Source organism: Candidatus Finniella inopinata (genome assembly GCF_004210305.1).
Lineage (GTDB): Bacteria > Pseudomonadota > Alphaproteobacteria > Paracaedibacterales > CAIULA01 > Finniella > Finniella inopinata_A.
In genome coordinates this window covers 73,233-96,857 of the sequence record NZ_SCFB01000007.1, presented here as the reverse complement: position 1 = coordinate 96,857, position 23,625 = coordinate 73,233, and the positions used below count along the sequence as shown (strand labels likewise).

The 23,625-nt window shown below is 45.5% G+C and carries 21 protein-coding genes, 1 tRNA gene and 1 pseudogene; 14 read left to right on the top strand and 9 right to left on the bottom strand.

Going from position 1 to position 23,625, the window contains the following annotated elements; all coding sequences use genetic code 11:
- Positions 1-30 precede the first annotated feature (30 nt).
- Positions 31-714: a prepilin peptidase gene (locus EQU50_RS06350; RefSeq protein ID WP_165380375.1), complete on the bottom strand. Its 684-nt coding sequence runs from the start codon at positions 712-714 to the stop codon at positions 31-33.
- A gap of 157 nt (positions 715-871) precedes the next feature.
- Between EQU50_RS06350 and EQU50_RS06345 the strand changes: the two genes are divergently transcribed.
- On the top strand, positions 872-1,774 hold the full coding sequence (locus EQU50_RS06345; RefSeq protein WP_130154293.1) for a hypothetical protein: 903 nt from the start codon (positions 872-874) through the stop codon (positions 1,772-1,774).
- 163 nt (positions 1,775-1,937) lie between these two features.
- Here EQU50_RS06345 and EQU50_RS06340 read toward each other — a convergent pair whose 3' ends face one another.
- Positions 1,938-3,086, bottom strand: a complete 1,149-nt coding sequence (locus EQU50_RS06340) for an ISAs1 family transposase (protein ID WP_130153184.1) — start codon at positions 3,084-3,086, stop codon at positions 1,938-1,940.
- A 123-nt stretch (positions 3,087-3,209) separates the two neighbouring features.
- Here EQU50_RS06340 and EQU50_RS06335 point away from each other — a divergent pair, with 123 nt between their 5' ends.
- From EQU50_RS06335 to EQU50_RS06290, 10 genes and pseudogenes are all read left to right on the top strand, one after another.
- Positions 3,210-4,325 carry a hypothetical protein gene (locus EQU50_RS06335; protein ID WP_130154292.1) on the top strand — a complete coding sequence of 372 codons (1,116 nt, stop codon included), beginning with the start codon at positions 3,210-3,212 and terminating at the stop codon, positions 4,323-4,325.
- A gap of 75 nt (positions 4,326-4,400) precedes the next feature.
- A tRNA-Leu gene (locus EQU50_RS06330) sits at positions 4,401-4,487 on the top strand.
- 127 nt (positions 4,488-4,614) lie between these two features.
- A complete protein-coding gene (locus EQU50_RS06325) occupies positions 4,615-5,706 on the top strand; it encodes a microcin C ABC transporter permease YejB (protein ID WP_130154291.1) in 1,092 nt (363 codons plus the stop codon).
- A 4-nt stretch (positions 5,707-5,710) separates the two neighbouring features.
- Positions 5,711-6,730, top strand: a complete 1,020-nt coding sequence (locus EQU50_RS06320) for an ABC transporter permease (protein WP_130154290.1) — start codon at positions 5,711-5,713, stop codon at positions 6,728-6,730.
- A gap of 175 nt (positions 6,731-6,905) precedes the next feature.
- The gene (locus EQU50_RS06315) at positions 6,906-8,645 is read left to right on the top strand and encodes a hypothetical protein (protein ID WP_165380374.1); all 1,740 of its coding nucleotides are present in this window, start codon (positions 6,906-6,908) and stop codon (positions 8,643-8,645) included.
- A 134-nt stretch (positions 8,646-8,779) separates the two neighbouring features.
- Positions 8,780-9,142 (top strand): annotated as a pseudogene (locus tag EQU50_RS06310) (ABC transporter permease subunit); the annotation flags it as partial.
- A 140-nt stretch (positions 9,143-9,282) separates the two neighbouring features.
- On the top strand, positions 9,283-10,800 hold the full coding sequence (locus EQU50_RS06305) for a hypothetical protein (RefSeq protein ID WP_130154287.1): 1,518 nt from the start codon (positions 9,283-9,285) through the stop codon (positions 10,798-10,800).
- Between the two features lie 205 nt (positions 10,801-11,005).
- Complete coding sequence (locus EQU50_RS06300; protein WP_130154286.1) at positions 11,006-12,157, top strand: hypothetical protein; 1,152 nt, start codon at positions 11,006-11,008, stop codon at positions 12,155-12,157.
- 229 nt (positions 12,158-12,386) lie between these two features.
- Entirely contained in the window at positions 12,387-13,487 is a 1,101-nt protein-coding gene (locus tag EQU50_RS06295) for a hypothetical protein (protein ID WP_130154285.1), read from the top strand.
- A 182-nt stretch (positions 13,488-13,669) separates the two neighbouring features.
- Positions 13,670-14,800, top strand: a complete 1,131-nt coding sequence (locus tag EQU50_RS06290; protein ID WP_130154284.1) for a hypothetical protein — start codon at positions 13,670-13,672, stop codon at positions 14,798-14,800.
- 2 nt (positions 14,801-14,802) lie between these two features.
- Here the strand turns inward: EQU50_RS06290 and EQU50_RS06285 are convergent, their stop codons facing one another.
- The 7 genes from EQU50_RS06285 to rsmD form a co-directional block, all read right to left on the bottom strand.
- Positions 14,803-15,729: a mitochondrial fission ELM1 family protein gene (locus tag EQU50_RS06285; RefSeq protein ID WP_130154283.1), complete on the bottom strand. Its 927-nt coding sequence runs from the start codon at positions 15,727-15,729 to the stop codon at positions 14,803-14,805.
- Entirely contained in the window at positions 15,729-18,551 is a 2,823-nt protein-coding gene (gene ileS, locus EQU50_RS06280) for an isoleucine--tRNA ligase (RefSeq protein ID WP_242508837.1), read from the bottom strand. Before ileS ends, EQU50_RS06285 begins: the two co-directional genes overlap by 1 nt.
- A 72-nt stretch (positions 18,552-18,623) precedes the next feature.
- Complete coding sequence (locus EQU50_RS06275; RefSeq protein WP_165380373.1) at positions 18,624-19,043, bottom strand: type II toxin-antitoxin system VapC family toxin; 420 nt, start codon at positions 19,041-19,043, stop codon at positions 18,624-18,626.
- A complete protein-coding gene (locus EQU50_RS06270; protein WP_207216328.1) occupies positions 19,033-19,266 on the bottom strand; it encodes a type II toxin-antitoxin system Phd/YefM family antitoxin in 234 nt (77 codons plus the stop codon). The genes EQU50_RS06275 and EQU50_RS06270 overlap by 11 nt, the downstream gene beginning before the upstream one ends.
- Positions 19,267-19,315: 49 nt before the next feature.
- A complete protein-coding gene (locus tag EQU50_RS06265) occupies positions 19,316-20,221 on the bottom strand; it encodes a ribose-phosphate diphosphokinase (RefSeq protein ID WP_130154281.1) in 906 nt (301 codons plus the stop codon).
- A 9-nt stretch (positions 20,222-20,230) separates the two neighbouring features.
- Positions 20,231-20,980, bottom strand: coding sequence for a hypothetical protein (locus EQU50_RS06260; RefSeq protein ID WP_130154280.1), 750 nt, complete (start codon positions 20,978-20,980; stop codon positions 20,231-20,233).
- Between the two features lie 48 nt (positions 20,981-21,028).
- Positions 21,029-21,586: a 16S rRNA (guanine(966)-N(2))-methyltransferase RsmD gene (rsmD, locus tag EQU50_RS06255; RefSeq protein ID WP_130154279.1), complete on the bottom strand. Its 558-nt coding sequence runs from the start codon at positions 21,584-21,586 to the stop codon at positions 21,029-21,031.
- A gap of 147 nt (positions 21,587-21,733) precedes the next feature.
- Between rsmD and EQU50_RS06250 the strand changes: the two genes are divergently transcribed.
- From EQU50_RS06250 to EQU50_RS06240, 3 genes are read left to right on the top strand one after another with little or no spacing between them, the layout of a single operon-like run.
- On the top strand, positions 21,734-22,246 hold the full coding sequence (locus EQU50_RS06250) for a hypothetical protein (RefSeq protein WP_130154278.1): 513 nt from the start codon (positions 21,734-21,736) through the stop codon (positions 22,244-22,246).
- Positions 22,240-22,803, top strand: a complete 564-nt coding sequence (locus EQU50_RS06245; RefSeq protein ID WP_130154277.1) for a hypothetical protein — start codon at positions 22,240-22,242, stop codon at positions 22,801-22,803. The genes EQU50_RS06250 and EQU50_RS06245 overlap by 7 nt, the downstream gene beginning before the upstream one ends.
- Before the next feature lie 10 nt (positions 22,804-22,813).
- Positions 22,814-23,611 (top strand): PhzF family phenazine biosynthesis protein, encoded by a 798-nt coding sequence (locus EQU50_RS06240; protein ID WP_130154276.1) that lies wholly within the window; start codon positions 22,814-22,816, stop codon positions 23,609-23,611.
- Positions 23,612-23,625: the final 14 nt, after the last annotated feature.

The following is a 23,625-nucleotide window of genomic DNA, read 5'->3' as shown; positions in this document are numbered from 1 at the left end:
CATCTTGCCGTATATTTATTAAGGTATTGTTTAAAAAACCAAACAGATCCATGTCGCCAGCAAAATGGCGGGGGCAAAGGGGAAAAAAGGTGTGCTGTAGTGTTTTTGGTAAAGGATGGCTGAAAGAAGGCCAAGGCCACCCAGGATGCTTAAAAACGCAGGAAGGGTTTCAGGTTGAAGCCATGCAGCTGTGATAACCAACAAAACCCAATCGCCACTGGCTAAGGGGAAAGGTCTGCCCCTTACGCGCCAAATCACACACAAGAAAAATAACAAGCCAGCCATTATCAAAGACGATACAGGGAAACGTCCCTTCATCATTAAATGTAAGATTGTTAATCCCCCAAGCAATGCCAGGTCGTTGATGGGAATTTGGCGCCAACGCCAATCCCACAGGCTGATGTGTAATCCTATAACGATGAAAATATCGGTGATAAGAAGGGGCCAACCCAGGGGTAAAACGCTGGCCGTTAGGACGAACATTAGGCCTGTCAGGGTCTCAACAAATCCGTAAAGCAAGCTTGGGCGGTGATTACAATGGTGGCAACGGTTGCGTAACAACCAGGATGACAGAACTGGGATCATTTGAAACCACTTTAGTGGCCGACCGCACCCATCACATACCGACCGTCGCCAAAGGCTGGTCATAGGCTGAGCCAGGACCGTCACAAAGCTTGCTAAACAGGCGCCTATTAAAAAAGAAGCAATCATCATAGTCATTATACCCGATTCAAATCATTTTTCGGAATTTCTTTGTTCGCAATTTATAATATTGTTTATGTTATAAAAACATATTGATTTTTTAACTATATTTTAATAAAAAACCTTCAAAATCACAATAAATAAGGTCTGTTTATTTTGGGGGATTTCTATGCGTACAATGATGTTTTTATTAGGCGTCAGCCTGTCGGCGTTAACGTGTGCGTATGGGGCGGATGTGGTGAACTTGCAAATTACCTCAGGCGGCACCAGCTATCCGTATATTAGCATAAATGATGCCCTTACGACTGGGGTAAGCGCCCACACTACAACAACCCCCATCCTTACCCTTACGACAGCGACCGATACAGTGGAGGCAACCAGCACTGATTTAACCAACTTCACTGGGGGCGTTTCTATCACAGGTGCGTCAAGCGGAACGACTATAACGGGTTCATCTACCTCCTCTGGTTCATCCCTTTTCAGGGGAACCATTCCGAACACCATTAATTTTCAAAACATCAGCTTCTCATCGTTTGTAAACAGCACGGGTTCGGGAATCATAACTATGCCTGCTGGGGGTGCCCTTGCTTACACAGCCGACTCAGGATTCACGAGTGTTCTAACTCCGGCCACAGCAGGGGCGGCCCACGATACAGACATTGCTTCTAATGGCACTGCTACATTTGCCAAAGGCGGTGCGGGGACATTGACGTTGAATACCGTTAACGCCAATTGGTTGGGTGGTACAACCATCAATGCGGGCAGCTTGATTGTTGGTGATAGAAGCCATACAACTGCCCAGTGGGGAAGCGCTGATACACAAGGGACAATTACCTTGACCAGCGGTACCTTTGGTGGCTATGGAAAAACTTACGCCCCAACGATAGATTTGTCGGGCGGGACTTGGCTTTTGGGCCTAACCCCCAGCACGGCAACACAGGCACGCTTGAATTTGACCGGTAAGCTGACCTTGCCCACGAACATCGAGATTGACGGACTATTGCTTGGCACAAGTTTTACGTTCCCGACTGGTGGTTATACCGTGGCGACAGGGTCATGGCGATTGCACTGACATCTCCTCAGCCTAGTTTTTAAAATTACGGTTTCTGCTATTTCCCAAACTTTTGTAGATTGATTTGATTTTGTAGGTTTTGAGAGATCTACTTCCTGTTTTTTTTATTTTTAGACACTATCCTCCCCTTTAAAAGACTTACCGTTTATATCAGTCAATCCGCTCAAACGCGCTTTAAATTGTGGTCAGCGGTTAGAATTTTCAATAAGTATTTGTTGTCCCAGCCTGCTACCTTCCGTCGACAGCTCACCCCTCGTTTATTCGTTTTTTCTTGCTTGAGTAGATTCAAAGCAATACGTCTCATGACAGCCAAATTCTTGGCCGCGTGGCCAACATGCACCTGGTTATGGTCTTCCCTAAAACCTACATCCAAAGACCAGTGCAGGTTAATTTCTATGTTCCAGTGTTTTCTGACAGCAACCATAAACTGATCAATATTTTCATAGGCTAAACTTGTTAGAAAGTAGCGGGTACTACGCTCAACCTGATTATTAGTTGTGCGTGTTGTTTCAAGCATGCCAACACCCTTTAACCCAGGCCAACGAAGTTGAAATACTGCCGGATCGCGTGCTGATACTAATGTATAGCGACGTGTTTCTATGCGACCATGATCATGGATCTTCTCTACTTTCCGTCGATTAAGCATCTTCTTGTACTGACGTGATTCTCCTATATGGAAAATTGCCTTGACCATTTCATGAAGCTTCGGTTGATTATCTTTTAGAGCTAATACGTAGTCTGCACCTTGAATTAAGATCTCTTCAGCAATTGACTGCTGACAACCCATGGCGTCAATGGTGACTGTACTACCAGTAACATCAATCATCTTGAGTAATTTTGGAATGGCTGTAATTTCATTGGATTTTTCATCCGTTTTAACTTGCCCTAAAAGAAGACTTTGATTGCTTGCCCAGGCACTTACAATGTGTAGGGCTTTTTTCTCTTTTCTTCTGTTGCCAGAACCCCGTAGCGTTTTTCCATCAATAGCAATAATCTCAGAATTAACATCGATAGAGAGTGACTTGATCCATGCATAAAAGCAGGATTCAAATTGCTCTGGGTCAAGTATGGAAAACACACGGCCAAAAGTATCATGAGATGGCACACCATTAGGCAGCTCGAGAAATGTTGATAACCAATCGTATTTGGCTTTGCCAAATTCACTAATATCAACCCAGTTATCAGCGCCACAAATTGTGGCCAATATTGTTATTACCAAGATATCGTGCAATTTGTGAAGCTTGTTGTGGTTATCAATACGAGGATCGGCAAGAGGTTCAAAATGTTTGAGGAAAGTATCTGATAACTGCATCCCTGTTTCCTTTTTCTTTATTGAGAAAAAAGAATAATAACAACGGATAGAACAGCAGAAAAGCCGAATAAAAAATTAGGAAATAATTTTTAGAATACTAAACTAATTTTCAGTGCAATCGCCATGGCGACAGGGTACGCTCCCTCTGTGGTTTCAACCAGTCCTTTTGTGATGCTGAATAAACAACTGGCCCAGTATGGTCTGTCCCTTGGTGAAACCAGTTCTTCCCCTGGTTATAAACTTGCCTTGCAGAAACTGTCCGTAGCTGACGGTTCCGGTGCCATGGACGGACTTGACAAAGTAGGCCTCGTGACAAGGCAGCAAGCCATAGATTATCCCTCTAACTTTATAGGGACGCATACTCTTCGTGCTATCGCCACGGCCATTGGGTTTCCCAATAGCGACACAAGCTCTTCGCAACGATCCCATAGATGCGCCCCGATTTCCGCGGTTGTAAATGATGTCAGTACAAATGTAACGGGTCAGACGCTTACCAAGGCTGTGGATAATTTGATGGATTCAGTGTTTGGTTTTGAGGCTCTTCAAAATGACGTACGCTTCAGCGGTCTACCCCCTTCTGCGCCTGTACTGTCTTCTGGGTATAAGCTAGGTGCTCCCAGCTTCAGCTCTGGTGGTGTGCGTTTCTTGTTTTCTGGGTATAAGACAGGCGAATGTTCTGGTGCCAGCAGTGTTAAAAGTACAGGAGAGGTTGTGCAAGGCCCCACTGCCAACGAGTATACTATATTAGCAGGTAAACAAGCCGCTACTTTGTTCAATCAGTTAAGTAACTATTCTCCCTTTTCAATTACTTTGGTCATTGGCGGCACAGTCAGTGACACTCCTATCTGCAAAACGCCAGCTGAGCAACTGTCCATTTTTCTTAGGGCTATTTTTGGAATTTCGGACAGCATATACCAGGGTTGGTTCACCAGTGATCCTCTAGGTCAAGAAGATTCTGGAACGGTATTGACGATTATTTTCGATAATGTTTTGGGTCGTAATCATCTAACTGCAGTCAATAATTTCGGAGGAACAGGCGTTTTTGGTCGCATCAATGCAAGACAAGGCTGTGCTCTAAAGCCATATGGTTCCAACACTGCTTCCCCCACTTCTTTTGATTTAAAAACACCTTCGGCTTATTTTGATTTCGTTCTAGGTTCCGGTAAAACAGACCCCAAGTATGACATCTTGCGCGTCAGAGCCTTGATTCAAGACTTGCTTGTTCATAACGCTTCTTAGCTAAAATCTCTCTCACAAAAATCCCGAAAAATGATTTGAATTGGGTATGTATCTTAAGTATGATGGGGATCGTTAGCCCTTGTGGCGGAATTGGTAGACGCGGTAGACTCAAAATCTACTATTCGCAAGGATGTGGGAGTTCGAGTCTCCCCGAGGGCACCACACATTACAGGTTCCAGGTATCAGGTTCCAGAAAAATACAAAAGTACGCGGGCATTCAAAACCATGTGAATTTTGTACTTCTCTGAAACTTGACTCCTGGCACCTGGAACCTGCCTCCTGGAACTAAATGACCGGCTATGTTTTAAAGCGCCTTTTGCTGATAATCCCAACCCTGTTTGGGATTATGCTTGTCAATTTCATTATCATTCAGGCAGCACCCGGTGGTCCGGTCCAGCAAATTCTGGCCAAAATACGGGGCGAATCGTCAGACGTTGAGAATCGCTTTGGGGGCGGCGGCCAAGATTTTGGCTTTGATAGCACCGCATCCTATGAAAGCAGTTACAGGGGCGTCCAGGGCATCGACCCCGCGTTCATCAAAGACCTAGAGCGGCAATTCGGTTTTGACAAACCCGCCTACCAACGGTTTTTCATAATGATTGGCAATTACCTGACTTTTGATTTTGGCAAAAGTTACTTTCGTGATGAAAAGGTTGTCTCGTTGGTTTGTTCAAAGGTACCAGTCTCAGCCTCGCTTGGCCTATGGACAACCCTTTTGGTTTACTGCATATCTATCCCCCTTGGCATTGCGAAAGCGGTTCGTGATGGATCGCGCTTCGATGTCATAACCAGCGGCGTGGTCATTATTGCCTATGCCATTCCCAGTTTTCTGTTCGCCCTATTCCTGATTATCATGTTCGCCGGCGGCAGCTTTTGGAGCCTGTTTCCATTACGCGGACTCACCTCTGATAATTGGCAAAGCTTAAGCCTTTTTGGCAAAGCGGTTGATTATTTGTGGCATTTGGCCTTGCCCATTTTTGCCATGGTCATTGCGGGGTTTGCCAAATTGACATTGCTGACGAAAAATTCATTTCTGGAAGAGATCAGCAAACAATATATTGTGACGGCCCGGGCCAAAGGCCTTAGCCAGAAACGCGTCTTGTATGGCCACATTTTCCGTAATGCTTTGCTGGTAGTCATTGCCGGATTTCCAGCCGCCTTTATTCATATCTTGTTCACCTCGTCCCTTTTGATCGAAGTTCTGTTTTCATTGGATGGGCTGGGGTTGTTGGGCTTCGAGGCCGCGATGAGCCGCGATTATCCCGTCATGTTTGGAACCCTTTATATGTTCACGTTACTGGGCATGGTGTTGCACCTTATTGGGGACTTGCTGTACATGGCGGTGGATCGCCGCATTGACCTGACAGCAGCACGAGGCTGACAGTATGAACCCTTTGATGCAACGCCGCTTAAGGCAATTCAAGGCGAATAAACGCGGATACGTGTCCTTGTGCTTGTTCATTTTTTTATTTTTAGCAACATTGATGGCCAAATTTATCGCCAACGACCAACCATTATTGGTTAGGTATGACGGTCATTTTTATTGCCCTGTTTTTAAAAGCTATCCTGAGACTACATTTGGGGGGCATTTCGAGACTGCCGCCAACTATCGCGACCCTTTGGTCAAAAAGCTGATCGAGGCGAAGGGATGGATGGTGTTTCCCCCCATTCCTTATGCCGCCTCCACCGTTAATTATCACCTGCCCACGCCAGCGCCATCGCCGCCGTCAAGGGAGAATTGGTTGGGGACGGATGATCAAGGCCGGGACGTGTTGGCGCGGCTAATCTATGGCTTTCGCATTTCCATCTCGTTTGGCCTTATTTTAACGTTTTCTGCCGCCGTGATAGGCGTCTGCGTGGGGGCCATTCAGGGGTACTTTGGTGGGCGTGTTGATCTGATTGGCCAACGGATGATTGAAATTTGGAGCGGTTTGCCCATTTTGTATCTGTTGATCATTCTCTCCAGCATGATAGAGCCCAATTTTTGGTGGTTGCTGGGGATCATGCTGTTTTTTAGTTGGATGCCCCTGGTCGGTGTGGTCCGAGCTGAATTCTTCAGAACGCGGGCGTTGGATTATGTGAGGGCAGCCGAAGCTTTGGGCGTGCCCACGCGACGCATCATTTGGCGGCACATGCTGCCCAACGCTATGATCGCTGGGTTGACCTATATCCCCTTTATTTTGAATGGGTCCATCGCGACGTTAACATCCCTGGACTTCTTAGGGTTTGGGTTGCCACCTGGGTCGGCATCCCTTGGGGAATTATTAACCCAAGCCAAAAATAACATCCACGCTCCTTGGCTGGGTTTGACCGCTTTCTTCTCGATTGCTTTTTTATTAAGCCTGCTGATCTTTATAGGCGAAGCCGTGCGCGACGCCTTTGATGCCCGAAAGACCAGGGTTTAGGTTTTTATCCACTATTCAAACCCGCCTTTCCCTTGACGCGACCAACAGTTCGGTATTTAATTAAAATTAAAGTTAAATAGCTTGTAATTCCGCGTAAAAGGAGATACCACCAATGGTTTCTACTGGCCAAAAAACTCATTCATTGTTCAAACTCGCCCTCTTTCTGGGATTAACGGTGGCTTCGACTGGATATGCAAGTGAAACCTCTTCATTGTCGATCGAAACGTGGCAGGGGCGGTTTGCCCGGTTAGCAAAAACCGCTAAGAGTTCAACGATTGGACAGGAATCTGCCACTGTCTTGGATGATCTGGCTAAAAATGCTGAAACTTTGGAAAATCGTCAGGCTGTTTTAAGCCTTATGCCTGATTTATTCAGAGCGGCCCCATCATTTACTATGGCCACCTCTATAAGGGAAACGTTGAGTTTTTTAATTAGTAATGCAACGGACAACGACGAAAAACTTCTTCAAATTTGGACTTTAGATCAGCTGGGAGACATACGTAGAGAGTACCCCCCATCACCGGAGGATGTTACCAATCAAGAAAGAGTACAAGAAATGTTGGTATTGCTGGCCAATGTTAATAATCCGAAAAGCGTCCGGATCGGCGCCATTAACGGTTTAAAAAAACTGATAGACCCCATGATTTTAAGTCCGAAAGTCCAGGAAAACTTAGTCGTCTTTTCAAATTCGTTATTAAGTGAGAATGGCTCGGCGGAAGCAGATAGTTGGATTCGTGTAAAAGGGGTGCTGATTTTGACCAGGCTTGGAGTCCCCTTGGAATTCCAACCCCTGATGGATGTTTTACAGGCCACTGCCTCACCAACCTTTATCCCTGATATGCTTTATGACATGGCCGAAGGGCTTAAGTATCTTAGCAAAACCGAGACTACCCTAGTGCAGCGATCTCAAGTGATGCAGGTTTTGCAACCTCTAACCCAGCACTTCGCCCCCCATGTGCGTCTACAAGTCGCTGAGGCGTATAGAGAATTATCGAAAAAAGCGTCAACATTGGCGGAAAGACAAGCCATTCGGCAAATTTTAACACTTTTAGCTAAGGATACGGAATATAAAATCCGCAAGAATACAGCTGCAAGCCTTCAATTGCTGGTTGAAAAAGAAACAGATCTTTCAGAACGAGGATTGATCCTGGCAGTTATACAAGACCTGCTTGGTGATAAAGTTGTCAATGTGCAAGAGTATGCGTCTTATGCCTGTAAAGCATTGGTGAAAAGTGCGCAAGGTGATGAAGAACGCCGAACGCTAATTAAATTCGCCCCGTCCCTTCTTAGTAATTCGTGTAACTATGTTGTCTTGAGTGGGCTTTCTAGTTTTAGAGCTTTGGCTGACAAGGCAATAACGTCTGAAGAACGGCTTTTCATAGCCAATCAGCTTCACCCCCGTTTTACTCAGTCTGAGAACGGTGATTTTCTTAACTATGCTTCTTCTATTTTTTCCATTTTAGCTGTGAGAGCAACAATACCATCAGAACGCCAATTGGTGGCAGATGGTTTAATACAGCTAATAGGGGGGCCGGTCGTTTGGGGCATAGATTTAACTGTTAATGGGTTGGTTATGCTTTTTGAAACAGAACAAAAAGATACAGTCAAGGCCTGCGCTGAAAAATTTATGGGTCATAACGGCCTTAAAATTCTAGAAGTTCTTTCAAGAACAGAGAAAACCACCGAGGACTTTGACTGGATTAAACAAACCTATCTGAATTATATAGAATTGGAAAACCCGCAAATATGGTACTTGCAGGAGGAAGTCATCTCTAGTTTTAAGAAACTTTGTCAAAGAATTTCTGATTCTGACGAACGAAGCGCAGTGGAGCAAGAACTTGCAAAAATTTTACAGGTGAAAGAGCAGAAGGAACGGGCTCGGCACAAGGCTTTTGTCGATTCGGTTTTTCGTTAATGACTAAGCCATTTACGTAATGACTGTGCCGTACACTACATAATCGACACTGAGGGATGAGTATTTTTACTGCCCCCCCTAACGAATCAGTATCCTGACCATCAATGGAACCATATATTGAATTTTGTCGAAAGCGGGCTGAATTCTTTAGAACGCGGGCATTGGATTATGTGAGGGCAGCCGAAGCCTTGGGCGTGACCACCCGACGCATCATTTGGCGGCATACGTTGCCAAATGCCATGATCGCTGGGTTGACCTATATCCCTTTTATTTTGAATGGGTACATCGCGACGTTAACATCCCTGGACTTCTTAGGGTTTGGGTTGCCACCCGGGTCGGCATCCGTTGGGGAATTATTAACCCAAGCCAAAAACAATATTCACGCCCCGTGGCTGGGTTTGACCGCTTTCTTCTCGATTGCGTTTTTATTAAGCCTTCTTATTTTTATAGGCGAAGCCGTGCGCGACGCCTTTGATGCCCGAAAGATCAGGGTTTAGGTTTTATCCTCTATGAAACGATTGCGGGGTTGTCCGGCAGAAATGGACGTCCTGGTGTGTTGATAATGAATTTTTTCTTTAAACCTGAAATTAAATGATATATATATCATTGTATAGACTTTTTTACTGTTGGTTTTTGTATGGCCTGTCGTTTTTTATTCTTTTTATACGCCTTTTTTACCTGCGCTCAGGCTTTATCGCCAACAGATGTTACAAGAATACGAGCTGATTTCGATATGCGTTATCAGATGAATCCGCATCTGACATGCCTTGGCTACGCCCAAATTTTGGCCAAAGAAGCACAGGACTTGATCGAGGATGATTCGAAGATTTACGATACTTCCGCGCAACAGGAAATAAAGAGAAAATTAACCGATGCAAAGAACATCATAGCGGGAGATGTTTGGGGTGTTTCTGATCGTCCTGCTACGGAAGATGAAAAGGACCAGTATTTTCAGGTAATTGGAACAGTAGGCTTTTTCGAAAAAGTTACAGGGGAAGACATCAATACAGGTTCATCGAAAGGGGCTCATAAAACGGTTGTCCTAAAGTTGTTGCGAGTATTAGCTAAAGCTGACGAGTCAGTCTTACTGAACCAGTTGTTATCAAAAAATGAAAGTGTCAAGTTTGCTGGAATTTTTGGTGAAGATCAGGATTGGCCGGATTACCAAGAGTGGATAAGTAATGGAGCTGACCAAAGCAAAGTTCAACTTGACGAGCACAAAAAGGGCTTATTCCAGGGGCAAGCCGCTGTCTTAAGAACACTGATTCCTTTCAAAGATAAGTGTTTTCGTAAAATATCCCTTCCTAAATTACGCCGCGCGTTGATTGACAATCACAGATATCCTTTTTTTGTTGATGAATACCTTTCTGACCATTCTTTTACCATTGGGCGGGATCCCATAACAAACGTTGTTTATGTCAGCTGGCGTATAGGAGAAAGAACAGCTGAAGAAGCTCCAAGACGCCTTGAGCCTACCGAAAAATACAATAATGCTGGACCGAACGCAGGTGACAAAAAATTCCAGGAAAGACTTGCCAGAATTTTAGGATATCTTGAAAGATTCTGTAGGTTTTTTGGTACAAACGTAGTCTTCAGTCTGCAAAATATACTAGAGAATGACGATGCTCGATTCGTGCCGCCTAGGGGATTTGTGTCTCGTTCTTTCAACACGCTATCGCATGGGGTACATGAATCGTTTTTATACGATGAGACAGCATTTTCCACCGAAGATATTGATAGTGGATCCCTGACAGGGGTTGGCAACCTGACTTCAAATAAATTATTGTCGGCTGTCGTTTTAAGTCGCAAGGGATCGCCCTCTTCACCAAAAACAGCCTTGTTTAACGTGAATTTGAACAGAAGGTTAGGGGTGAATCAAGAAAACTATGCCGAGAGGTTCCCTAATTATGATGCTAAGCCCGCTGATTTTCCCTCTGTAATGAATTCTTTAATAAGTTTAGGCAAGTCTTGTGATTCTTTGGCGATTATGGGTTGCACACCTAACGAACTTAGCGCCTATATTCCGCCAGCTGCTTATGTGGTTGCCGATACCGCAGGAGAAATTGCGTCGTCATTATCCTCTTACTCCAGGGGGGCAATCGTGATCAAGAAAACAGACTTTATGATAATCCCAAAAGCTGGTGCCACGGCTTAGTGGTATACAAGCCGCTGCGTTTTTATTAAGCCTTCTTATCTTTATAGGCGAAGCCGTGCGCGACGCCTTTAAGCCCGAAAGACCAGGGTTTAGGTTTTTATCCACTATTCAAACCCCCCTTTCCCTTGACGCGACCAACAGTTCGGTATTTAATTAAAAGTAAAGTTAAATAATAGGCAAATCTACGTAAAGGGGGTTATCGCCTGTGGTTTCTGTTGGACAAAAAATTCATGTACTCTACAAACTCAGCCTCTTGCTCAGCCTAACGGCGGCTTCGGGGCATGCAAGTGACGATTCCTCTCCCTCTGATACTCTTAACGGAACGGTTGAAGGACTTAGGTGTGTTATCACAACCGCAACTACCCAGGAAGAACGATCCAAATTGCTGGAATCCTTGCAACCACTGCTCATAGCGTCTTCCCCCCACGTACGTCAACACGGGGTTAAGGGTATTAAGGAATTAGCGCAAAAAGCTTCGGAATTTAAAGAACGACAAGTTATCAGGCAAACTTTAAGTCTTTTAGCAATAGATACGGATGATATGGTCCGTCAAGAAACGGCTAAAAGCTTTCAGTTCATAGCCAAAAAAGCAACAGAAGAGTCAGAACGAAGGTTGATTCAGACAATTTTAGAAGACCTGCTTTGTGATAAAAATGACCATGTGCGCCAATGGGCATCTTATGCTTATACGGCCCTTGCTGCAAATGCCGAAAGCCTTGAAGAACGGCGGTTATTAAGAGCAGCCGTTCCGCCTCTTCTTGATCATTCGTGTTCATCCATCAGATCAAGTGGGATTTCTATTTTTAATATTTTATCTGAAAAGGCAACAACCACTGAAGAATTGTATTTTATAGGAAAGGTTGTTCTTCCTATGATTCCCAAAGCTGAACTTCCCGATTTTTTTTATGAAATGACCCCTACTTTTTCCGTCTTAGCAGAAAACACAACGACATTAGAAGAACGAAATCTAGCCGCAGACGGGCTTATACAACTTTTCAAGAAATCGTATGACTGGTTGTTACAAGAGGTGTTTGAAGGTTTGGCCATACTTTATGAAACAGAACAAAAAAGTAAAATCACTGCCTGTATTGAAGAATCTTTAAAAAATCCTGCCGATCATGAAATGACCATCAGAGGTGTTAAGTTTTTAAAAGCTCTTTCTCAAAAAGAGAGAATTGGTGATGACCTAGCCTGGATTAGAACAAATTATATCAGCGTTATCATGTGCAAAGCAGCCGGGGCATCTTTCGTCCCTGCGCGGGAAGCAATCTCTGGTTTAAAGAAGCTTTGCCAGAAAGTTTCAGATAGTGAAAAACGAAGCGCCATGGAACAAGAACTTGCAAAAATTGTGCAATAGAAACAGCAGGCCCGGTACGAAGCCCTTCCAGATACTTAAAGTACGACAATGACTGACTAAGTCTTTTACGTAATGACTGTGCCCTAGAGTACGTAATCGATACTGAGAAGTGAGTATTTTTTACTACCCCCCCCAACAAAACAGTTGTCTGACCATAAATGGGACCATATATTAAACTTTGGCGAAAATTGTATAGAACGTATAACACGGTGAAAGGAAGAGTTTGTTAATGATTATCTTGCGTAAAAAGGCCCATTCGCTAATGAAAGTTGTTTTATTATTAGGGATGGCGTTGGTTAGTGGGAATGCAACTCAATATGACCGAGATGAATCTCATGAAGTTTGTGTTTTAAGAAGACACTTGCAGACACCTGAACCCTATTTCGTACCAGCTTGTGGTGATAGAAAAGAAGAAGAAAAAACCCCATATTCATCGCCTTCTTCAAAAGAGAAGGATGAAGAAAAAACAGAAGATGATCCATTGTCGTTTCAACTTGATGACGGTGGGTATTCAGCCGTAAATGATGCCTACGTTCGCTTGACAAAAGATCAGGCTAGCACGGATGATCTGCAATTGCTTCAAAGATCCGTTCCCATTTTTCTGCAAGATTCTGACCCTGATGTAAAGCTCAGTGGAGCCCAAATAGGGGGAGTTCTGGCTCAAAAAATCACAACACCAGAGGAACGATTGTTTATAGGCAAATCGCTTCTTTTTGCAGTTGGTTTGAACGATCACGAAAATTTTCGCCTTGAAGTCGCCGTCGTTTTTTATATTTTGGCACATTATGCAACCAGCGCAGAAGAGTACGCCTTAGCAACCCAAAGCATTATGCAACTTTTGCCCCGTACACCTGACGTTATGGTGCAGCCCCTAGTTGTAAAGCTGGCTGAGCTTTATGAAAAAGGAATGGATTGCACAAGTATCAGTAGATCTGCAATTAGAAAATCTGTTGAGGTGTTCTTGAAAGCATATGGCAGCTGCCTTGTTTCTAGAGGTATTGAGATGTTGAATGCCATTTCAAACAAAGAATTATCGAATAATGATCCTGCTTGGATTCACCGACAGTATCTAAGCGTCCTAGAAAGTAGCAAAACGACCCACGATGAATATAGAAAGCTGTTGCTGGCTTCAAGGCATTTTGGCCAAAGGTTTCATCTAATACTGCTGGTGTGGATGATGTTCTTGAGCATGTCGAAGCAGAAAGGGGCCGTGATCTATGGTCGGATCTTTTACGGTCAGGCCTTTCAGGAGAGGAACGTTTTGAAGGAAAAAGAAAGGCCAGTCCCACAAATTCTCCTCCCCGTAACCGATCCGGTCTTGAGGCTATAAAAGAATAAACGCCTGCGCAGTTGGAAACTGTTGTCTATATACTAAGAAAAAAGGCCTAAGGCGAATAGTCTTTATTAACCGTTTATTAAAGGGCTTCCTGTAACCTAACAGCAAGATTCCCGTATATATACAGGGTTAGCGGCTGTTGCTAGCAGTCCTCATTTTTTTATAGGATCATTTGTATGCAGTTCAATCAATACATCTTAATTCTGGGCCTTTCAGGCATTTCCTGGGTAAGTTCTTTGCATGCTAGCAGCTCTGGGGATATGGACGGTTACGTGCCCTCGGCTTCAAGCGCTTCTTCAAAGCCAGGAATCGCTTTGAATCAGGAGGGGAAATCATCCCCTAGTTTGACCGACGCCTTAAAAATACCATTCAAAACGTCTTATTTAAAACAGTTAATCGTCAATTACTTACCCCGTACACTTTTTGATAAATTGATCGACTATCATCCTTCTTTGATACTGTATGAAACTGAAAAATTACTCGGAAACTCCCTTGACGAAGAACCTTTTCTGAAAGCCCTTAACTTTATTGAAGCGTATGCCATCCGCCCCATTACAAGGGGATTACGAGAACCTTTAGAAAAACTAAGCAATAGGGCTACTTATCATTATATGTCTCCTAGTATGGAAGCGGCCCATCGTGATCATATTGACCGGCTTATGAATCAAACAAGCAACAGATGGACAAGTGAATGGGCGAAAGAAAAGAAAATAGGGGGACTAACTCATGGGGTTAGGGGTTACAAAAAGGATCTTGAAGAGGCAAAGAAATTGCAAAGTGAACTTGATGCCTCAAGACAAGGGGCTGCTAAATGCGAAATGGAAGCATTAGTCAAAACAATATATGATAGTCCCTATATTTACAGGCATTTTAACGGTTATTGTCACTTCTTAGCCTTTAGCGATAATGGAATAGGCGACTATGCAGGAAAATACGACCCTGACGCTGTTACGCCAGAACATCGGAAAATGATAGAGCTACTTTATGATAAGCACTGTCTTCGGACTGATTTACGGCCGGCACACCAATATATCGATGAACGGATTGCCGCAGGAGATGAAAATGCGATTAGGCGGAAAATAGTTGGGCTGACTGAAAAATGCGATGGGTATGAAAAAAAACCTCAGCAGGCAAAAGAGCTTTATTTCGACATCATGCGGAAAAGGGGCAGCGTTCTTCCTGACTTAATTAAGTTATTCGAAAAAACCGAAAAAGAATCGGGGAAAGATGCTGCGGAAGCTATCGATATTGTGAAGGTCGTGATGGACCTGCGCAGTCGGCTTACTGCTGCATCGTCGACTCAATAAATCTATAAACGGTCTGATATCAACCCATGCACCCGTTTCAGTTCATCCAAGGGTTTAAATGTTAGTTTATTGCCTGGATGTTCTAATAACGGGGCCGCGTGATGGTTTTCGTACAACATCGTTAGAAAATTCGAAAGGCGCTTGCTGGACGTAGGGATCTGGTGAATATAAACAGGTTTTCCGGTGATGCAGGCCTCCGACATCATGCTGATCGAATCACCCGTTACCATCACCGTATCGGCGCAGGCTAGGTACCGCAAATAGGGGTTATCGCCCTGATTATTCCACATTTCGAAATCAGTTCCCATCAGGATGCGCTTTAATTCAAGCAACAATTCTGGCCGTGATCGACGGGATGGGGTGATCAGCAGCTGCGCCCCATGGAAAGGACCTGGCGTCGTCACCAAGTTACGCAAAGTCTGACCCAGCGTTTGTATATAGGTTGACGTGTAACGATAATGTTGACTGTCGCCGCCAATCAAAACCGTTACTGTCGGCCCCTGGTAATGCTCGTGGCGCAAAGGGGCCAGTTCTTCCGGTCGTATGGGGTGCAAAGCGCCCAGGGTTGAAATGACGTTCTGGCCCTGCACGTTGTCATGATAGGGCGGAATAACCAAATCGAAATAACGCGGATCAATACGGGGATTTTGCAGAACAATGGTCTTGCACACGCGCCTTAAAACAAGGGCCGCGTTCACGGCCTGACGTCCGGCGGCAATGATTAGGTTGGGATAGGGTTCGCTTAGAACGGACTGTAATTTTGCCGGATTCTTACACCACAGCATCATTTGAGGCGGGAACCAACGATAAGGGGCGTTGAGGTTGATGGGCTTATGCACGGCCTCTATGTTCAGAATTTTGGCCAAGGCTAAACATTGGCGGTAGGTGCCAACTTTTCCCTCGTCACATAAAATCCAAGCTGGTTTCATTAACCCTGACCAACCAAAACATCCTCACACCTGTAGCAAACGTCTTGATGGGACCGTTCATCTCCAGCAGACGTCACTTCTTCGTTCACTTCGGGTAGAACCCGCCAGCATCGATCGCATTTGTGACCATTGGCGCTGTTCACAATGACCCCAACATCGGGTACATCGTCCAGGGTAATCGCTCCACCCGGTGATTGGGCAATCACCATCGTCGCAGCTGATGTAATGGCCAATTCTGCCAAGTCAACCCCATTCAACAAAAGGGCAATTTCTGAAGACACGTACACAGCCACATGGGCCTGCAAACTGGACCCAATGGTTTTGGCTGACCGTTCTAATTCCAAGGCATTGGTAATGACGCGGCGCACATCCCGAATGACTTGCCATTTCTCTGCCAGGGCAGGTTGATACCAATCAGCTTCTGGGGTTAAAAACTCCCGCTCGTGAATGCTGACCTGATTTTCCTTGGGCGACAGGCTATGGGCCTGCCAGGCTTCCTCTGCTGTAAAGCTGAGCACAGGGGCCAACCAGTGAGTTAACGCCAAGAAAACATGATTCATAACGGTCCGTGCCGCACGCCGTTTGGCAGAAGTTGGCGCATCGCAATAAAGACTGTCTTTTCGAATGTCGAAATAAAAGGCCGATAAATCAACCGAACAAAAGGTGTGCAAGGCCGTATAGAACGTGGAGAAGTCATACTCTTTCACGCAATCGGCGTGCAATTGATGCAGCTTTGTCAATTGGTGCAGAACCCATTTTTCCAAATCGGGCAATTGATTCGTGGTGACCTGTTCTTCGGTCGTATAATCAGCCAAAGCGCCCAACAAATACCTAAGGGTGTTTCTGAAACGACGATAAATATCTTCTTGATGTTTTAAGATTTCTGACCCAATACGCAGATCCTGGGTATAATCTGAGCCTACAATCCAAAGCCGCAGCAAATCAGCGCCTAAAGTGTTAATCACCTGATCGGGGCCAACCACGTTGCCGGTCGACTTTGACATTTTATAGCCTTTTTCATCCAACACAAAGCCGTGGGTAACGACCTGGCGATAAGGGGCCTTGTCTGTCAGGCCAACCGATGCCATCAGGGATGATTGAAACCATCCCCGGTGTTGATCAGATCCTTCGAAATACACATCCGCTGGCCACGCCAATTCTGGATGGTGTTTCAAAACAAAATCTTGGGTGCAGGCGCTGTCGAACCAGACATCAACAATGTCGGTTACTTTTTCAAAGTCGTTTGGATTGTGGTCTGCGCCTAAGAAATGCGCATCTTCTAACGTGTGCCATGCTTCAATTCCCTGTTCGCCAATGGCTTTCACAATACGGGCATTCACATGATCGTCTTTCAACGGCTCGCCCGATTGTTTATGTACAAATAACGGAATCGGCACGCCCCAGGTGCGCTGGCGTGACAAACACCAATCAGGGCGATTTTCAACCATGCTGCGAATGCGATTGCGCCCTTGGGCGGGGAACCATTCAATGCGGTCGATCTCTTTTAAAGCCTGTTGACGAATGGCATCAACGTTCAAAAACCATTGGGATGTGGCTCGGTAAATCAACGGGGTTTTCGACCGCCATGAATGGGGGTAACTGTGAAGCAACTTGGTGGCATGTAATAAGGCACCAGCGTCTTTTAACGCCTCTAACATTTTCGGGGCAACTTTGTAAATGTGCTGACCGGCAAATAAGGGAACGTGGGCATAATAGGTGCCATCAGCCTGAACGGTCGCGGGGACCTCTAGGTCAAAAGCCTTGCCAACCATGAAGTCCTCTACGCCATGGCCAGGTGCTGTATGCACCAAACCTGTGCCGGTTTCCACCGTGACGTGGTCGCCTGGCAACGCCGGCACGGCAAAATCGTAGCCTTGATCTTGAAAAGGATGGGCGCAAACAGTTCCCTGCAGCTGTTCGCCTTTAAATGTTTCGGCGATTTTATAATCTGCAAGACCAACCGTTTGGCAAAATTGGGGGACCAAATCTTTGGCCAGAACCAATCGTTGCCCATTTGCAATCAGATCGGTGGCCGTCAAAACCTGTATCACCGCATAGTCAAAATCAGGGCCATAGGCGATCGCGCGGTTCCCTGGTAATGTCCAGGGGGTTGTTGTCCAAATGACCAACGCCGCATCGACCAAGGATGACAAGGGTGACTTGACCACGTCGAATTTCACAAAAACGGCATCGCTGGTATGGTCTTTATACTCAACCTCGGCCTCGGCCAGGGCTGTTTTCTCGACCACGGACCAAAGGACGGGCTTTAACCCCCGGTATAAAAGGCCCTTCATCGAAAACTGCAACAGCTTTTCAGCAATTTTCCCCTCAGTGCTTGGCGTCATAGTTGAATAAGGTTGCTGCCAATCGGCCAGAATGCCCAAGCGTTCCAATTCGGACTTTTGGGTGTTCATCCATTTTTCGGCGAAACTGCGGCATTCTTTTAGGAAATCCAGCACAGGAATTTCGTCTTTGGATAAACCCTTGGCGCGATAATTTTCCTCGATCTTCCATTCAATGGGCAACCCGTGACAATCCCAGCCGGGCACCAACGGGGCATCATACCCCATCATCTGATATGTCTTGGTGACGATGTCCTTCAAAACCTCGCTTAACGCGTGGCCGATGTGGATGTGTCCATTGGCATAAGGGGGGCCAAAGTGCAGGATGAATTTTTTTCGACCCGCCGCCTTTGCGCGAAGGCGCCCATAAAGGTCGATACTTTGCCAGAATTGTAGGATTTCAGGTTCGCGTTGAGCCAAGCTCGCCTTCATGGAAAACGAAGTCTTGGGTAGAAAAACGGTATTTTTATAATCCATCATTTTAAACAATCGGTGGGGAATAGATTATTTATAGGGCAGCAAAGCCCTACCTGACAAGATGGGAAATTTTTTTCAGAGCGGGGCGGTCTGCATGTAGCCCTGTTGGCCATAGTTGATGATTTTTACATCTCGCGTAATCAACGTAGCCTGGATGACCCTGGCGGTTGCCACAATCATTCGATCGGTTGGGTCACCATGAAAGTCACCGGGAAGGAAGGCACTTTCAACGGCTATCGCTGGTGTTAAAGGGACTAGCTCTAGGCCTGGCATTTGCGGGGCTTGGTCGATCCATTTTAAGCATGGTATTTCAAGGGTGATTCTACCTTTCTTGGCAAGCATACTTATTTCCCATAATGAAATAGCCGACAAATACAAGCTGTGGTTGTTGGCATATTGTTCGATGTCGCTTATGTTTTTTTGGTTCAACTCAGCCTTGTTCCCCCCAACAAACCATAAAAAGGTGTGCGTGTCCAAAATGGCTTTAGAGGTCATCTTCAACATCCCACTTTTCTGGAATGGGTTCTAAAATGTCGCCTTTTATAGAAAACGATCCTGCCATAAACCCAAAAACAGGAAGCGGGGCATCGTCGTAAGGCACAAGCTTAGCGACAGGAATTCCCCTTTTTGTGATTAGGATGGTTTCTCGTTGGTCGCGGGCCAAATCCATTAATTTGAGGCAGTGGGTTTTAAATTCACCGGCAGATAGTTGCAACATCTTTATCACCATGGTTATATGACTATGACTATATTCAATATAGCTCATTTCATAAGAAAAACAAATTTTTTTTGTTCTTGGCCAAAATGGATGCTATATCCACGCAACTGATTTTGGGGTGTTCCAAGATTCCTGGGTCTAAGTCCAGTGTATTGGTGATTGTTAAACTTTTCAGTGTTGATTTGGTCAGCCGATCTAAACAGCCATGGCCAAAGACTCCGTGGGTTACAAACGCATCAATTTGATGGGCGCCGTTTGCCAATAAATAGTCGGTTGCCCGGAACAGTGTTTTTCCGGAATCAATGATATCGTCGACAAGGATGCAATCACGACCTTCGACCCCCCTAGTCAGCGATCCCATCACGATATCGCCATTTTCAAGTCGTTGTTTCGTTAAAAAAGTCCAGTCCGTCTTTATGCAGTCAGCTAAAGCTTTGGCGCGATGGATGGCCCCTTGGTCCGGGGCGACGATAAGGGCAGAAGACATTTTTGCCAAAACCTTTTTTGCAAATAAAGGAATCGGGCTGACTTCACATACCTTGAAAGGCGCATTCTTTAAAGTGTCGGGGCGGTGCATATCAACCGTTATCAGTTTGTCAATACCAGCTGCCGCCAATAAACGCATGACAAGCTTTGCTGCAGATCCTGTGCTGTCAGGGGTTGGGTGATCTTGTCGGCTGTAAGGATAACAGGGCAAAATAAGGGCCAGCGATTCAGGTTGCGCCGATTTCACCGCATCAATAATCAGCAACAAATCCATCAAGGATGAATCAACCGGCTTTTCCAGCACATGGGCAATAACAATCTGTTCTTTGAAAACAAGGTTTTCGTCAACGCGGGCCAACGACTCGCCATTATCACACCGTTTCAACGCCAGGTGTGTCAACGGAATGGACAGCCCTGTTGCCAATTGCTGAGCCAACTCAACCTTTGATTGTCCGGTTATCAATTTCAACGCGAGATCCTAAAACGCAAAATGATAAAGCTTACTTAAAGTGGGCAGCAACGACACCCAATCACCAATGTCGCCTAAATTTTTGGCACTATCAGCTATTTTCGCCAAGCACGCATTATCGGACCAGGTCAATAACCAATGCAGGGTTACGGCGTGCCTGTTGGTGGCGGAGTTTTTAACGAATGACCAAAATGCCAAGCTTTGAGGTTCATCGGGCAGCAAATCTTGAATGGAATAGTTATCGGGTGACGAAACGTTGTCATGCACGTTAACCTCTTGAATAGAATCCCTGTTGCCTTTCAGCGTTAAACCGCTAGGGGTTTTTGAAACCCGCGACCATACATCACCTCGGTGCCATGTTGACCCATTGGGCGAAAGCCAATAATGATACCGCATTAAATTGGGATTATTCGTGTCTCTGATTTGTGGCACCCAGTAAAGGTCCATATTGTCATCATTCTTATCGTGGATAACTTTTGCGATTTCATCAGGTAAATATTGGCGCATGGTATCAACCTTGAATTTCACGATAACGGGAAAATCCTTCAGGTCAGCACCAAAGAGGGAAGGGTCATAGGCATGCACGACAGGGGCCTGAGGAAAATAGCTTCGGTAATTGGGATTTTTCCCCACATTATTGATAGGTTCAAGCCTTTTTGCGGATTTAACATCGATAGACTGTTGCGACGCAGAGCCATCAGAACTTATGACGGGCCCATTCACCAAAACACATAAAATACCTAATAAAAAAAACCTCATAACCCGCAAATACCTTATAATATTTTGTTAATTATAAGGAATAAGGACTTAATATTTTGTTAATTCATGTCGCCAAAAAGTTATAACCGACTGACCATACTTTCGTTGTTGATCACATACCAAGCCCGCTATAACGGCTGGAACATCGTGGGGGGACGTTTCCAGGCAAATCAACGTCGCCGGCTTTAACCACCCATTTTTTTGCAGGGCCGCACAGGTGGGAAGGGCCAGCTGTTGGTGATAAGGCGGGTCTAAAAACACCAAATCGACCGCGCAAGGGGCTATGGGAACTTGCGAGCCTTTTAGAATGCGGCACCCTTCGGCGGCGTTCAGCGCATCAATATTCGCCTTTAAAACCTTTGAGACTTGAGGGTGATTTTCCATAAAATAAACGGATTCGGCGCCACGGGACAGCGCCTCCAGCCCCAAAGCACCTGACCCTGCAAACGCATCCAAAACTTTTAATCCCTTAAAATCAAGGGCATACCCATGCGCCAGTATATTAAAAAGCGCCTCTCGCACCCGGTCGGTTGTTGGGCGTGTCACAGACGGTGGCGGCAAGTGCAGGCGATGGTGACGCCAGTGACCAGAAATGATGCGTAACATAGAAAAGGAATCCTTTGTGACCGTTTATATCATTTGGTGGGCATGGGACAAAATAAAATTTGACCCGGGATAAATTTGTGTTTAAAAATTGGCATGCAAAAAACAACATACAGGCATGCATTAAATGCAAATGAAAGGAATTTAAGGATGGACCGCTTTGCAGAATGGACCGATTCAGACATCGAACAAATGAAAACCGCCTTTTTGCAAGGCAAAACCATTAAAGACATGGCCAAACAGCTGGGGCGCACGCCAACGGCCCTTAACAAGGCCCTCAGTCGTTTTGGTGTTCGTCGAGATCGAAAACCGACCAAAGTAACGGCCCAACCCTGTGTGGATTGGCGGCGCTATTTAATTCCTGGAGGCCAGTCACCCAATTCACTTGATGATGAAGCAATTTTGCTTCCAGCTTCATTGAAGGACAGTTTTTTGTCTCATCGTCTTTTCTTGAAGGCGACCGAGCCCAATTGGGTTTCTTTGAAAAAAGTCATCACCTATTTGGAACGGCAAGGCCATCGAATTCAGATTCTGGATGCCGATTCAGGGGACTATAAAATTGACAATAAAGCGGCTAAAGCCGGGGCCTTATTATTGCTTGCCAATCGGTTGCGCATCGAAGAGAACAAGCCCATTTTTTTGGTAAAAGAGGTCACATGCTGACAGTAAAAAGAAGCCATCGGCAAAAAGGGAGACCTCGCCTGGTAAGGGTGGCCATTGATTCCGGTACCCCCGAAGTGCAAGCCAGGCGGCAAATTGTCATCAACACGTTGGGGTTGGACGGCCCCGTCCCCTTGAGCCACGGGCATAGTGCCGCCCTTGATGGATGTTATCTACATCAACTTTTTTATAAAGGCGCCATCAATCAACAACAGTTGGACGCGGGCCTATGGGTGCGTAAACTTTATCATCAGTGCCTTAGAAGCCAAGGAATCAAGAATCGCCTGTCCTGTTCGAGTAAACGTTGGGATGGGTTGACGGGCACAAACGTTGATGTTTTTGAAAAACCGTTGGTTGAAAAACAATGGTATGTGCTGAGCAGCGTCATCGAGGGAATGCAGGGCGATCGTGCGGCCAACTCTTTAATTCTAAAAGTTATACTAAATGATTCTATTTCAATGGATGTTTATGGTAAGCTTTTTGCTGATTATAATTTTTTAAAAAGCTTACAACGCAGTCTTGATGCCTTTCTTGTTTGGTTCTCGACAACTGCAGCTTGATGAAAGCGAGATGAACGTGAAATTTTGGACAATCGATTCTTTTACTAATCAACTTTTCAAAGGCAATCCGGCAGCGGTTTTTGTGGTGGATACTTTTCCGACCCCTCAACTGATGCAAAAGATTGCCACCGAGATTAATCTGTCCGAGACAGCATTTGTTGTGGCGAAGCCCAATGCCCATTATGACATTCGATGGTTTACCCCCCTTAAAGAGGTTGAATTGTGTGGGCATGCGACCCTGGCAGCGGCCCATGTTTTGTGGAATGAATTAAAGGTTGACGATAACCCCATTTATTTCGATTCCCTGGGGGGGATTTTGATGGCGTCAAAGGCGGGTCACGAAATAACCTTGGATTTTCCGGCCTATCATTCAGAACCCATGGCGGTTCCCGATGGATTGGTGGAAGCCCTTGGTGTCGGGCCCGTTTGTGTTAGTAAAGCCCACGATGACTGTATTGTTGAATTATACAGCTTTGCGGACGTGGTTAATTTGCAACCCAATATTGCCGGCCTTAACGAGATTGACTGCCGGGGCATTATTGTGACGGCGGACGGCAGGGCAGGGGGCCAATATGATTTTGTGTCCCGTTTTTTTGCGCCCAGAGTTGGGGTCACAGAAGACCCCGTCACGGGATCAGCCCATTGCAAGTTGGCCCCCTATTGGGCGGACCGGTTGGGAAAGACCGACATGGTGGCCTATCAGGCGTCCAAACGGGGTGGGGTTATTAAAGTTCGGTATGAGCATAATCGCGTTCATCTTGCAGGCCAAAGCGTGACGGTCTTAGAGGGGCGATTTTTGAATTTATAGGGTGAACCTAAAAC